This window comes from Xanthomonas sp. F4, assembly GCF_011761895.1.
Genome location: NZ_JAASQX010000002.1, coordinates 321,984 through 335,134 on the forward strand (window position 1 = coordinate 321,984; position 13,151 = coordinate 335,134).

A 13,151-nucleotide genomic window follows, 5' to 3' on the forward strand; every position below is an offset into this window, starting at 1 on the left:
GATTGGGGAGTCGGGATTGGGGATTCGCTACGGTGGCGCCCTGCGCGGCCGATCGTTTGCCTGGCTGTCAAACGGCCGATTTCGATGATCCACCGGCAACGATGCGCCCCGGACAGGCGGTGCATGCACTTTTGCTGTCAACTTAACGAATCCCGAATCCCGACTCCGCAATCCCGCGCAGCCTTCAACGAATCCCCAATCCCGAATCCCCAATCCCCGCCGCCTCAGCGGCCTCGATCGTGTTCTGCATCAGCGTGGCCACGGTCATCGGCCCGACCCCGCCCGGCACCGGGGTGATCCAGCTGGCGCGCTGCGCCGCCGCGTCGAAGCCGACGTCGCCGACCAGACGGCCGTCGTCCAGGCGGTTGATGCCGACGTCGATCACCACCGCGCCGGGCTTGACCCACTCGCCCGGGACCAGCCCCGGCCGCCCCACCGCCACCACCAGGATGTCGGCGTCGCGCACCCGCGCCTGCAGCACCTCCGGCGGGGTGAACTTGTGGCAGCAGCTGACCGTGCAGCCGGCGATCAGCAGTTCCAGCGCCATCGGCCGGCCGACGTGGTTGCTGACGCCGACGATGGTGGCGTTGCGCCCGCGCACCGGCTGGTCGGTATGCGCCAGCAGGGTGACGATGCCGCGCGGCGTGCACGGGCGCAGGCCGAATTCGCGCAGCGCCAGGTGGCCGACGTTCTCCGGATGGAAGCCATCCACATCCTTGCGCGGATCGATGCGATGGATCAGCCGGCTGGCATCGGGAATGCCCGGCAGCGGCAACTGCACCAGGATGCCGTGGATCTTGGGGTCGGCATTGAGCCGGTCGATCAGCGCCAGCAGTTCGGCTTCGCTGGTGCCGGCCGGCAGGTCGTAGTCGAACGCCTCGATGCCGACCTTCTCGGCCGCACGGCGCTTGTTGCGCACATACACCGCGGACGCCGGGTCGCCGCCCACCAGCACCACCGCCAGCCCGGGCCGCGGCTGTCCGGCCGCCAGTCGCGCGTCAACCCGTGCCTTGAGCTCGTCGAGCAGGTCTTCGGCGATGCGTCGCCCGTCGAGGATGCGGGCCGGGACGGAGGAGACGGGCGCGGAATCGGTCATCGGGGCGGGCGGGTGTAGAGTCGGGGGATGTCCATTGTCCCCGATTCCGCCATGACCGACACCACCCGCATCGAGGCCGCCGCCTTCCGCCGCCTGCTGCAGCACCTCAATCAGGACCGCCCCGACGTACAGAACATCGACCTGATGATCCTGGCCGGGTTCTGCCGCAACTGCCTGGCCGACTGGTACCGCGAGGCGGCGGCCGCCGAAGGCGAAGACTTGAGCAAGGAGCAGGCGCGCGAGCGCGTCTACGGCATGCCGTTCACCGACTGGAAGGCGCGGCACCAGGCCGAGGCCACACCGGAGCAACTGGCCGCCTTCGCCGAGGCGCAGCGCAAGCACGGCTAGTGATGCTGCGCTACGCCGCCATTGCCCTCGCCATCGCCTATCTGAGCGTCTGCGCCCTGCTCTACCGGGGCCAGCGCGACCTGCTGTATTTCCCGCAGGGCACGCGGGTGGCGCCGGCGCAGACCGACTTCGCGCTGCGACGCGGTGCGGACGTACAGGTGCGCGGCTGGCAGGTCACTCCCGGCCGCGACAAGGTGCTGCTGTACTTCGGCGGCAATGCCGAGGACCTGCGTTCGGCACGCGCGCAGTTGCAGGCCGCCCTGCCCGGCCACAGCCTCTACCTGCTCGCGTATCGCGGCTACGGCGCCAGCGATGGCACACCCAGCGAGACCGCACTGGTCGGCGACGCCTTGGCGCTGTACGACCATGTGCGCGCCGCGCAGCCGCAGGCACAGATCGCGGTGCTCGGGCGCAGCCTGGGCAGCGGCGTGGCCAGCCAGCTGGCGGCGCGCCGCGCGGTGTCGCGGCTGGTGCTGGTGACGCCATTCGACAGCCTGGTCTCGGCGGCACAGGCGCACTATCCGTGGGTCCCGGTGCGCTGGCTGCTGCGCGATCGCTACGACTCGGCGCGGGCCTTGCACGCCTATCGCGGTCCACTGCTGATCCTGCGCGCCGGCCGCGATCAGGTGGTGCCGCCGGCCAGCACCGATGCCCTGCTCAAGGCCCTGCCGCAGCATCCAACCGTGGTCGATTTCGCGCAGGCCGACCATAACGACATCAGCGACGATCCAGGCTATGTGCAGGCGCTGCAGGCGTTCTTGCGCTGAGACTGGGCGCCTGTCGTAGGAGCGGCTTTAGCCGCGACCAGGCGTTCCCGGGAAGGCACTGTCGCGGCTGAAGCCGCTCCTACAACTCCCGCCAACGATGGCGGCTAAGTGCCGTCACGCTCCTGCACAGGTTCGGTCACCGGCACGCCTTCCGGATTCAGCGTGCGGCTCTCGCGCCGTGGCGGAGTGAACGGGGTGGGCGTCGGTACCACCGGGGTGATGTTGCCGTACATCAGGCCCCTGCCGGCACGCACGTCGCCGGCGGCGACCTCCAGTTCCAGCCGCTCGGCGTCGCGGCGGCGGATCTCGCGGGCGATGGAGCGCGCCTCGCTCTCGTCCATACCCAGTTCGACCAGCGCGGCCTGGCCGAACTCGACCGCCGATTCGAAGGTCTCGCGAATGTGATAGTCGACGCCGGCGGCGATCAATTCCAGCGCATGCTCGCGGTCGTAGGAGCGCACCAGCAGCTTGGCGTGCGGGAACTCATGCGTGGCCAGCTCGACGATGCGGTTGGCCGCCTCGCGGTTGTCGACGCACACCGCGATGGCGCGGGCGCTGTGCGCGCCGGACGCGTGCAGCACGTCCAGGCGCGTGCCGTCGCCGTAGTAGATCTTGAAGCCGAACTTGGCCGCGCTCTGGATCATCTCGATGTCGTTGTCGATGATGGTCACGTCCACGTCGCGTGCCAGCAGCGACTGGCTGGCGACCTGGCCGAAGCGGCCGAAACCGATGATCAACACGCTGCCGGTGAGGCCGTCGGCCGCGTCCACGCCTTCCATGGAGGGCGCTTCCACCGGCGCCCAGCGCCGGTACAGCAGCACGAACAACGGGGTCAGTGCCATCGACAGCACCACGATGGCGGTCAGGTTGGCGTTGATCTGCGCATCGATGACGCCGGCGCCGCTGGCGGCGGCGAACAGCACGAAGGCGAACTCGCCGCCCTGCGCCATCAGCACGCCACGATCCAGCGCTTGCGCGTGGCCGCTGCCGGTGAGCCGCGCGACCAGGTAGATGCACGCGGCCTTGGCGGCCATGAAGGCGAGCACGCCGCTGAGGATCAGCGTCCAGTTGGCCACCACCACCGCCAGGTTCAACGCCATGCCGACGCCGAGGAAGAACAGCCCCAGCAGGATGCCGCGGAACGGCTCGATGTCGGCTTCGATCTGGTGGCGGAAGGTCGATTCGGACAGCAGCACGCCGGCCAGGAACGCGCCCATCGCCATCGACAGCCCGCCGAGTTGCATCAGCAGCGCCGCGCCCAGCACCACCAGCAAGGCCGCCGCGGTCATCACCTCGCGCGCCTTGGCCGCGGCCAGCAGCCGGAACAGCGGGTTCAGCAGCCAGCGCCCGGCCGCCAGCAGGCCGACGATCGCCGCGGCGCCAACACCGATGCCGATCCAGCGCGACGGCGCCGAGGCATCCGCCGGCACCGGCGCCATCCACGCCACCACCGCCAGCAGCGGCACGATCAACAGATCCTCGAACAGCAGGATCGCGACGATCTTCTGCCCCGCCGGCAAGGCGATGTCGCCGCGCTCGCCGAGCAACTGCATCACCACCGCGGTGGAGGTCAGCACGAAGCCGGAGGCGGCGATAAAGGCCACCGGCAGCGGAAAGCCGAAGGCCAGACCGACGCCGGTCAGCACGCTGGCGCAGACGATGATCTGCGCGGTGCCCAGACCGAAGATCTGCTTGCGCAGGCTCCACAGGTGCGAGGGCCGCATTTCCAGGCCGATCACGAACAGGAACATGACCACGCCCAGTTCGGCGACGTGCAGGATCGCCTGCGGATCGGAAAACCAGCCCAGGCCGAACGGCCCGATCGCAAGACCCGCGGCGAGATAGCCGAGCACCGAGCCCAGGCCGAGCCGGCGGAACACCGGCACCGCCACCACGGCCGCGCCGAGCAGCGCCACCACCTTGATCAGTTCGCTGCTGTCGGCTGGACTTGTCATGCGCCGATTCTACGCACACCGCCGGAGCATCCCTATGGAGCGGGAAGCGACATGAGACGCGGCGCACTGCGTGCTGCGCGCACCATGCGTCGCCTGAGACATGCAGGCAGTCGATTGCCGGCCAATGTCGATCGTGCGATCAACGCGCAGAACACACTTCCCTTCTCCCACCGGGAGCCTGCTTCCCTTCTCCCACTGGGAGAAGGTGCCCCGCAGGGGCGTGAGGGTGCGGGTGCCGTCGCGCACAGCGACACCTACTGCAGGCTGGCACCACGAGTGCGCTTCGCGCCGTACCCTGACCCCAACCCCTCTCCCGGGGGGAGAGGGGCTTAAAGCGTGCACGGCACTGCTTCAGCCACCGAGACCCGCTTCCCTTTTCCCGCCGGGAGAAGGTGCCCCGCAGGGGCGGATGAGGGTGCGGGTGCCGCCGCGCACAGCGACACCTACTGCAGGCTGGCACCACGAGTGCGCTTCGCGCCGTACCCTCGCCCCAACCCCTCTCCCGGGGGGAGAGGGGCTTAAAGCGTGCACGGCACTGCTTCAGCCACCGAGACCTCGCTCCCTTCTCCCACCGGGAGAAGGTGCCCCGCAGGGGCGGATGAGGGTCCGGGTGCCGCCGCGCACACCGACACCTACTGCAGGCTGGCACCACGAGTGCGCTTCGCGCCGTACCTTCACCCCAACCCCTCTCCCGGGGGAGAGGGGCTTAAAACGTGCACGGCACTGCTTCAGCCACCGAGACCTCGCTTCCCTTCTCCCACCGGGAGAAGGTGCCCCGCAGGGGCGGATGAGGGTACGGGTGCCGCCGCGAACAGCGACACCTAGTTGCAGCTAATCCTCAGCACCACAGAACTGCGCGTAGTCGATATAGCCAGGAAACGGCCGCTCCGGCGCACACAGCGGACACTGCGGATCGGCAGACAGGCGGGTTTCGCGGAAGCGCATCGCCAGTGCGTCGAAGTGCAGCAGGCGACCGCGCAGGGGCTCGCCGATCTCGAGCAGCAGCTTCAAGACTTCGTTGGCCTGCAGCAGGCCGACGATGCCAGGCAGCACCCCGAGGACGCCGGCGTCGGCACAGTTCGGCGCGAATTCCGGCGGCGGCGGCTCCGGGAACAGGCAGCGGTAGCACGGCGCCTGCCCGCGCCGGCGGCCGGCGTCGAACACGCTGACCTGGCCCTCGAAACGCTGCACCGCGCCGTACACCAGCGGCTTGCCCAGCTTCACGCAGGCATCGTTGAGCAGGTAACGCGCAGGGAAATTGTCCGAACCGTCCAGCACCACGTCCACGTCCTGCAGCAGCCGCTCGACGTTGTCCGCGGTGACCCGCTCGCGCACCGCCTCCACCCGTACACCCGGGTTCAGCGCGCCCAGGCTCGCCGCGGCCGAGTCCACCTTGGCCTGGCCGATCCGCGCGTCACCGTGCAGGATCTGCCGCTGCAGGTTGCTGCGCTCGACCACGTCGTCATCGGCGATGCGCAACTGCCCCACCCCGGCCGCAGCCAGGTAGAAGCCAGCCGGCGAGCCCAGGCCGCCGGCGCCGACCAGCAGCACGCGCGCGGCCTGCAGCCGGCGCTGGCCGTCGACCCCGACTTCGGGCAGGCGCAGATGCCGCGAATAGCGATCGAAGAAGTCCTCCTGCTCCGGTGCCAGCGGCGGCCGCTGCAGCGGCAAGCCCTCGCGCTGCCAGCGCGTCGTGCCGCCCAGTACCGAGGCGACCTGCGTGTAGCCGGCCTGCTCCAGGAACACCGCGGTGTCGTGCGAGCGTTTGCCGCTCTGGCAGATCAGCAGCACCTCGGTGTCGGCGCCAAAATAGGCGGCCGGGTCGGCCTGCAACTGCGCGCGCGCCACGCCCTGCGCACCGCTGGCCATGCCGGTGGCGCGCTCGTGCTCCTCGCGAATGTCGATCAAGCGCGCGCCCTGCGCCTGCCGCGCCTGCGCCTGCGTGGGGGTCAGTTCTCGAATGCCCATCCGCGCATTATCGGCGCAAACCGGGCGCGCGTCCGCCGTCCGCGGCGCAGTTCAGTACGGCACCACCTCGACCACGTCGCCGGCCTGGAACTGGCGCGCGCCCTCCTCCAGCCGCAGCAGCACGTCGCTGTCGGCGGCGCCGCGCAGGCGATGCGAGCCGTCCGCGGGATTCGGCTCCGCCCACAGCTGGCCGCGCGCATCGCAGCGCATGCGTCCGCGCAGGAACTCCAGCCGGTCGTGGCGCTTGTCCCAGCCGGCCGCCAGCCGCGCGCGCCAGGCGCGGTGCGGCTCGCTGCGACGCTGCAGTGCATCCAGCAACGGTCGCCCGATCGCCAGGAAGGTCGCCAGCACCGACACCGGATTGCCCGGCAGGCCCAGGAACAAGGCGCGATCCCACTCGCCGAACAACAGCGGCATGCCCGGACGCATGCGCACCTTCCAGAACAGGATGCGGCCATGATCGGCCAGCAGCCGCGGCAGGTAGTCCTTCTCGCCGGCGGAGACGCCGCCGCAGGTCAGCACCACGTCGAATGCCGAGGCCGCATCGGCGAGCATGGCCTGGATGCGCTGCGGATCGTCCGGCAGGGTCGGCCAGGCGGTCGGCGCCAGGCCGAGCAGACGCAGCTGCGCCATCAACATGTCGCGGTTGCTGTTGTAGATCTGCCCCGGCTGCAGCGGCATGCCCGGCTCGACCAGTTCGTCGCCGGTGGCGAATACCGCCACGGTCGGCCGCGCCGCCACCGTCAGCTGGTCCATGCCCAAGGCCGCCGCCAGGCCGATGCGCGAGGGCGTCAGCAGCATGCCGGCCTCGAGCACGCGCTCGCCGGCACGCACGTCCTCGCCGCGCGCCCGCACGTGCGCGCCGGCGGCGATCTCGGCCGGGACCTGCACCACGCCATCGTGCTCGTGCACGTTCTCCTTGATCACCACCGTATCCGCCCCGGCCGGCAGTGGCGCGCCGGTGGTGATGCGCAGGCATTCGCCGGTCGCGAGCGCCTGCTGCCGATCGGCGCCGGCGAACTGCTCGCCGGCCAGGCGCAAGTCGGTCGGCGCCCCAGGGGCCAGGTCGGCATGGCGCAGCGCGAAACCGTCCATCGCGCTGTTGGCGAACGGCGGCAGGTCGATCGGCGCATCCAGCGGTTCCAGCAGGATGCGGCCATCGGCGCGCGACGCCGCCAGGCGCTCGCTGTTGACGGGACGGGCACGCGCAGCGGCAGCGACGATCGCCAACGCGTCGGTGTAGGCGATCCGGGAGGGATAGTCGGTCATGGTGGCGGCAGGATACCCGCTGCGGCCAGGTCCTGCGGCGTGTTCAGGTTGCCCAGCACGATCTCCGGCAGCGCCACCGGCCCCATCCGCAGGCGCTGCTGCAATGCCCGCGGCGCGTAGCGGGCGGCCGCCAGCGCCTCCTCCAGCGCCGGGCGCAGCGCGGACAACCGGTACAGCGCCACCAGCGGCTGCGCGCCGTCGGCATCCTCGACCCAGGCACCGTCGCACTCATCAGCGGCTGCGGCCAGCTTTGCGGGCAGATCCGGCGGCAACACGCACAGGTCGACCGGCACAGTCAGCAACCAGGGCGTGGCGCAGGCGGCGGCGAGTGCATCCAGCCCGGCGATCGGCCCCAGCGAACGCTCCGCCCCGGCCGGCGCCGCGACGCGGTCCGGCACGGCCTTCAATCCAATGGCGGCGTAGCGCGGCAAGCTGCGGTTGGCGCTGACCAGCACCACGGACACCCGCGGCGCCAGCGCCTGTACCAGCCACTCCACCTGCGCCTGCCCGCCGCGTTGCAGCCAGGCCTTGTCGTATCCGCCCAGGCGCTGCGCGCGGCCACCGGCGAGAATGCCGAGGGTGATTGCGCGCTGCGGGTCCATCGTGCGGCTACTTGCCGCGGACGTGCTTCATCAAACGCCGCTTCTTGGCGATCTGGCGCTCGGTCAGCACGTTCTTCTTGCCTTCGTAAGGGTTGGCGCCTTCGCGGAACATGAAGCGCACCGGCGTGCCGACCAGCTTGAAGCGCTTGCGGAAGAAATTTTCCAGGTAGCGCTTGTACGATTCTGGCAGCACCTTCAGGCGCGTGCCGTGGACGATGAAGGTCGGCGGATTGCTGCCGCCCGGATGCACGTAGCGCAGCTTGGAGACGTGTCCGCGGATGCTCGGCGGCGGATTGCTCTCGTAGGCGATTTCCAGCGCCTGGTTGACTTCGCTGGTGCTGAACTCGCGCACCGCCGAGGCGTGTGCGCGATGGATCGCCTGGAACAGCTCGCGCATGCCCGAGCCATGCTTGGCGGAAATACGCACCGCCTCGGCCCAGGCCACGAAGCCGAGCTTGCGCGACAGCAGATCTTCGGCCTGCGCGCGCTGGTAGTCGCTCTGCCCGTCCCACTTGTTGATCGCCACCACCAGGGCACGGCCGGCATCGAGGATCGCGCCGAGCACGGTCGCGTCCTGGTCGGTCACGCCTTCGCCGGCATCGAGCATCAGCACCGCCACCTGGCACTGCTCGATCGCCTGCAGCGTCTTGAACGCGCTGAACTTCTCCACCGCCTCCTCGACGCGGCCGCGGCGACGCAGGCCGGCGGTGTCGATCAGCCGGTACAGGCGGCCGTCGCGTTCCAGGTCCACCGCGATCGAGTCGCGGGTGGTGCCCGGAACCTCCGAAGCGATCATGCGCTCCTCGCCCAGCAGGCGATTGACCAGGGTCGACTTGCCGACGTTCGGGCGGCCGACGAAGGCGATGCGCATGCGCGCCGGATCGGTGTCCAGGGTTTCGCCGGCGCCCTCTTCCGGCAACCGCTCCAGGACTTCCTCGAGCAGGTCGTCGATGCCATGGCGGTGTGCGGCGGAAACCGCGATGGCGTCGCCGAGACCGTAGCGCGCGAACTCGGCGCGCACCTGGTCCTCGTCGGTGCCGTCGATCTTGTTGATCAGCAGCAGGGTCGGCCGCGCCAGCTTGCGCAGCCAGGCCAGGATCTCGTCGTCGAGCGACGAAGAGCCCTCGCGGCCGTCGACCACGAACAGGATCAGATCGGCCTCGCCGGCCGCGGCGCGCGCCTGCTCGGCGGTGGCACCGGCCAGGCCTTCCTCTTCGCCGGAGATACCGCCGGTATCGACGATCACGAACGGGGTTTCCGGCTGCAGCCGGCAGACCCCGTAGTGGCGATCGCGGGTGACGCCGGGCTGGTCGTGGACCAGCGCGTCACGGCTGCGCGTCAGCGCGTTGAACAGCGTGGACTTGCCGACATTCGGCCGTCCAACCAGGGCGACCAGCGGCAGCATCGCGACATCCTTCTCTTGTTATTGACCCAACCGGAACGCGGTCAGGTCGCCTTTCGTGTTCTGCATCAGCAGAATTCCGTCTGCGACCACCGGCTGCGCCACCAGCGGCTGGCGCCCGACCCGCTCGCGCGCGGCGAACTCGCCGTTGTCGAGCCGGAGCCAGTGCAGATAGCCCTTGTAGTCGCCGACCACGGCGTAGTCGCCCTGGATCGCCACACCGGTCAGCGAACGGCGCGCCAGCGCCGGCTGCGACCACATCGCCGATCCGGAGGCCTTGTCCAGCGCCCACACGGTGCCGGCGTTGTCGGCCACCACCACGTTGCCGGAGCTCACGCCGACGCCGCCGGCGCCGCCATGATCGCGGCTCCATAGCGGACGGCCGCTCGGACCTTCCAGTGCTACGGTCTGGTTCTTGAAGCTGGTCGCGAACAGCGTGGTGCCGTCGAGCACCGGGGCGCCGTCGACGTCGGCCATGCGCTCCAGCTCGGTGCGGCCTTCCGGCGCACCGATGGTCTGCTCCCACAGCACGCGGCCGTCCTGCATCGCCAGCGCGGCCAGGGTGCCGTCGTCGTTGCCGATGAACAGCACGCCCGGACCCGCCACCACCGGCGCGTTGCCGCGCACGGTCAGGCTCGGCAGTTCCTGCGCGTTGAACCAGCGCTGCTGGCCGGTGGCGGCATCGAAAGCGGTGGTGCGGCCGTCGTTGCTGCGCACGAACACCGTGTTCTGCGCGATCACCGGCGCGGCGATCACTTCGTTGGGCACCTTGGCGCGCCACTTCTCGGTGCCGGTAGCGGCATCGAGTGCGATCACCTCGCCATCCAGCGCACCGACGACCACCAGGCCATCGCCCACGCCCGGGCCGCCGGCGAAACGCGGCAGCGGACGCTTCTTCTCAAGCCGCTTGCGCTCCTTGGCCTGCTGCTTCTCGTTGCGCAGGCGCTGCTTGTAGGCGGCGCGCTCGTCCTTGGTCAGGTTCTTGCCGGACTCGCTCTCGACCTGGCTCTTCGGCTGGTCCTCGACCTGCGCCAGCTTCTGCTTGCGCGCCTGCTTGGCGTCGTATTCCCAGATGGTCTTGCCGGTCTGCAGATCCAGCGCGTAGACCGTGCCGGAGGTCGCGGCCGCATACACCTTGCCGTCGGCCACCACCGGGTGCTGGCGCACGCCGATGCGGCGCTCGCCCTTGCCGGCGTCGGTGGACCACAGCTTCACCACCTTCACCGACGGGGTGAACTTCACCAGTTCGGCCGGCTCGGCGGCCTTCTTGGCAGCCGCATCCTTGCCGGCGAACCAGCCCTTGACCGTGGTGCAGCCCGACAACGCCAGACCCAGCAGGGCCACGGTGGCGACACGCTTGAACATGACTACCTTCATCAGATCGGCTCCGCGGCATTCGGCACGCTGCCGCCCGCATCCATCAATTTCGTTTCGACCACGCGCCGCTGCGGCGAGGCCACGTCCAGGCTGGTCAGCGCTTTGGCGTACGCATCACGCGCCGCGTCGCGCTTGCCCTGCGCGATCAGCGCATCGCCGCGAATTTCCAGGCCCTGCGAATCGGTGGCCGAAGCCACCAGCGGCAGCGCGTCCTGCGGCTTGCCGCCGGAAATCAGCAGCCGCGCCACGCGATGGTCGACCATCACCTTCATTTCGCCGTCGGTCTTGAGCCCGCGCAGCGTGGTCAACGCGGCATCGGACTTGCCGGCATCGACCTGCGCCTTGGCCAGGCGCAGCGCGGCCAGTTCGGCGTAGATGTTGGTCGACCCCTGCTGCAGCTCGGCCATGTCCTTGGCGGCCTTGTCCAGCTGATTGGCCTGGATGCTCTTGAGCACCGCTTCGTAGCGGGCATTGGCCTGGGCCAGATCGCTGGAGCGCTGCTTGGTCCACCACTGCCAGCCGATGATCGCGCCGAGGCCCAGGACGATGCCGCCGATCAGGCCGGCGCCGTTCTTCCTGAGCCAAGTGCGGACGCGTTCGCTTTGTTCGTGCTCGTCGAGCAGGTCGTCAATCGCCATGCGTACTCTCGCCCCGCCGCTGCGACGGGACATGAAATGTTGAAGATGAGGAACCGCGCCGCCGTCACTCGGAGGCGGGCACCACGGAACCGTCAGAGGATACCGCAAAGCGCGCCACGTTCGCGCGCCTGAACGGGGTCAGATCCACCGTACTCCCGGCATGCTGAACCTGGACCGCGGAGGCATTGCCCAGCACCACGCGCCCGACCTGGCCCGGCGCATAGGTGCGGGTCTCGCCCGCCCTCAGCAGCGCCTTCTCCACCGGCGTGCCGTCGGGCGCGAGGATCTGCACCCAGCTGTCGCCCTGGAACGACAGGCTCAGGCTGTTCTTTTCCGGCTCCGCCGCCGGGCGCGGCATCGGCGTCAGCGAGGCGATGTACGGCGCAGCGCTCGGCGCCGGCCGTGCGGCCACCGGCGCGGCCGGCACCGTCGACGCGGCGCCATTGGCCGGCGCCGCCGGCGCGGCCGCGGTATTGCCCGGCGCGCCCGGCACCACGTCCAGCGACGCGGTGCTGGGGCCATTGTCGTCGGCGAAGTGGCTGCGGGTGGCGTACCAGACCGGCACCGCCAGTCCGGCGGTGATCACCACGTACACCATGCGCCGCGTGGCGCTCTCGAGCATGCGCCGCAGCGGCGGCGTATGCGTGTGGCTGATCAATTCGACCGGCTGCACCGGCGCGATCTGCGCGGTCTGCAGCAGCGGCTCAAGATCGACACCGAGCAGGCGCGCATAGCTGCGCAGCTGCCCGCGGACGAACACCGGCGCGCCGAGGCGCTGCCACTGCTCCGACTCGAGCGCCTGCACCACATGCAGCGGCATGCGCAGTCGGCTGCCGACGTCGTCGATGCTCAGGCCCGCCGCTTCGCGCGCTTCGCGGAGCTGTTGCCCGCAGCCTTTGGCGCCATCGAAAGCGTTCGGATTGGAATCACTGATCACAATGCACTAGCCCCGGGTGTCGTGGTCGCGGCGTCGGGAAACTCCTTGCGCAACCGCTGTTGGTAACGGCCGGCGGCAGCCTTGTCGCCCAGCCTTTGCTCAATCTGAATAGCAAGTTGTAACACGGAAGCGGTGGCAGGCGCAGCCGCCAGACGCCGCTCGGAGAAGGCGCGCGCCTCGAAAAAGCGCCCTTGCGCGACCTGGTTGCGCGCCATCGCCTCCAGTGCGAACGCGTTGTCCGGATCCAGGTCCAGCGCCTTGCGCAGATCGCGTTCGCCGCGCTCGCGCTGGCCGACCTGCAGCGCGCAGCCGCCGGCGTTGGCCAGTGCCGAGGCCGGGGTGGCGTAGTCCTGGAGCGCAAGCGCGCGGTCGAACCAGGCCAGCGATTCGGCCGGCGATCCGTTCGCGCACAGCCAGGCGCCGTAGTTGTTCAAGGTCGCACCGTCGGTCGGCGCCAGTTCGGCGGCCTTGCGGTAGTACCCGCCGGCGGTCGTGGCATCGCCACGGCGATCGGCGACCACCGCCAGTACGGTCAGCGCGTCCACCGAGCTGGGATCCAGCGCCAGCGCCTTGCGCGCGTGCGTCTGCGCCGCGTCCAGGTCGTTGGAGGCCAGCCCGTTGGCGGCCAGGCCGAGTTGCTCCTGCAAGGCCACGCGCGACTTCACCGCACGGTTGTCGCGGAACGAGTAATTCGGCTGCACCTGCTCGGCAGTGCGCACCGTGCCGGTCTTGGCGGCGATCCAGTTGCAGCCCGGCAAGGCCAGCACTGCAATCGCCACCACCGCGATGGAA

General features: G+C 70.0%; 12 protein-coding genes. 2 read left to right on the forward strand and 10 right to left on the reverse strand.

The features are described 5' to 3' along the window. Nucleotides 1–184: 184 nt before the first annotated feature. Nucleotides 185–1,096 carry a bifunctional methylenetetrahydrofolate dehydrogenase/methenyltetrahydrofolate cyclohydrolase FolD gene (gene folD, locus FHR66_RS09345; RefSeq protein WP_167087728.1) on the reverse strand — a complete coding sequence of 304 codons (912 nt, stop codon included), beginning with the start codon at nt 1,094–1,096 and terminating at the stop codon, nt 185–187. Nucleotides 1,097–1,147: 51 nt separating this feature from the next. Between folD and FHR66_RS09350 the strand changes: the two genes are divergently transcribed. Together FHR66_RS09350 and FHR66_RS09355 are read left to right on the forward strand one after the other, a co-directional pair. Then, on the forward strand, nt 1,148–1,444 hold the full coding sequence (locus tag FHR66_RS09350) for a DUF1244 domain-containing protein (RefSeq protein WP_160969890.1): 297 nt from the start codon (nt 1,148–1,150) through the stop codon (nt 1,442–1,444). A 2-nt stretch (nt 1,445–1,446) separates the two neighbouring features. Further along, nucleotides 1,447–2,211: an alpha/beta hydrolase gene (locus tag FHR66_RS09355; protein ID WP_160969892.1), complete on the forward strand. Its 765-nt coding sequence runs from the start codon at nt 1,447–1,449 to the stop codon at nt 2,209–2,211. Nucleotides 2,212–2,315: 104 nt separating this feature from the next. Here the strand turns inward: FHR66_RS09355 and FHR66_RS09360 are convergent, their stop codons facing one another. The 9 genes from FHR66_RS09360 to pilW form a co-directional block, all read right to left on the reverse strand. Further along, nucleotides 2,316–4,166, reverse strand: coding sequence for a monovalent cation:proton antiporter-2 (CPA2) family protein (locus tag FHR66_RS09360; protein WP_160969894.1), 1,851 nt, complete (start codon nt 4,164–4,166; stop codon nt 2,316–2,318). Between the two features lie 831 nt (nt 4,167–4,997). Continuing rightward, nucleotides 4,998–6,134, reverse strand: a complete 1,137-nt coding sequence (gene moeB, locus FHR66_RS09365; RefSeq protein ID WP_160969896.1) for a molybdopterin-synthase adenylyltransferase MoeB — start codon at nt 6,132–6,134, stop codon at nt 4,998–5,000. Between the two features lie 51 nt (nt 6,135–6,185). Beyond that, nucleotides 6,186–7,403 carry a molybdopterin molybdotransferase MoeA gene (locus FHR66_RS09370; RefSeq protein ID WP_160969898.1) on the reverse strand — a complete coding sequence of 406 codons (1,218 nt, stop codon included), beginning with the start codon at nt 7,401–7,403 and terminating at the stop codon, nt 6,186–6,188. Next, nucleotides 7,400–8,005 carry a molybdenum cofactor guanylyltransferase gene (mobA, locus tag FHR66_RS09375; RefSeq protein ID WP_160969900.1) on the reverse strand — a complete coding sequence of 202 codons (606 nt, stop codon included), beginning with the start codon at nt 8,003–8,005 and terminating at the stop codon, nt 7,400–7,402. The genes FHR66_RS09370 and mobA overlap by 4 nt, the downstream gene beginning before the upstream one ends. 7 nt (nt 8,006–8,012) lie before the next feature. After that, complete coding sequence (gene der / locus FHR66_RS09380; protein WP_160969902.1) at nt 8,013–9,410, reverse strand: ribosome biogenesis GTPase Der; 1,398 nt, start codon at nt 9,408–9,410, stop codon at nt 8,013–8,015. An 18-nt stretch (nt 9,411–9,428) separates the two neighbouring features. Continuing rightward, nucleotides 9,429–10,784 (reverse strand): outer membrane protein assembly factor BamB, encoded by a 1,356-nt coding sequence (gene bamB / locus FHR66_RS09385; RefSeq protein WP_160969904.1) that lies wholly within the window; start codon nt 10,782–10,784, stop codon nt 9,429–9,431. Further along, a complete protein-coding gene (locus FHR66_RS09390) occupies nt 10,784–11,422 on the reverse strand; it encodes a YfgM family protein (protein ID WP_160969906.1) in 639 nt (212 codons plus the stop codon). The genes bamB and FHR66_RS09390 overlap by 1 nt, the downstream gene beginning before the upstream one ends. Before the next feature lie 64 nt (nt 11,423–11,486). Further along, nucleotides 11,487–12,359, reverse strand: a complete 873-nt coding sequence (locus FHR66_RS09395; RefSeq protein ID WP_160969908.1) for a RodZ domain-containing protein — start codon at nt 12,357–12,359, stop codon at nt 11,487–11,489. Then, nucleotides 12,356–13,147, reverse strand: a complete 792-nt coding sequence (gene pilW, locus FHR66_RS09400; RefSeq protein ID WP_184647672.1) for a type IV pilus biogenesis/stability protein PilW — start codon at nt 13,145–13,147, stop codon at nt 12,356–12,358. Before pilW ends, FHR66_RS09395 begins: the two co-directional genes overlap by 4 nt. Nucleotides 13,148–13,151 lie beyond the last annotated feature (4 nt).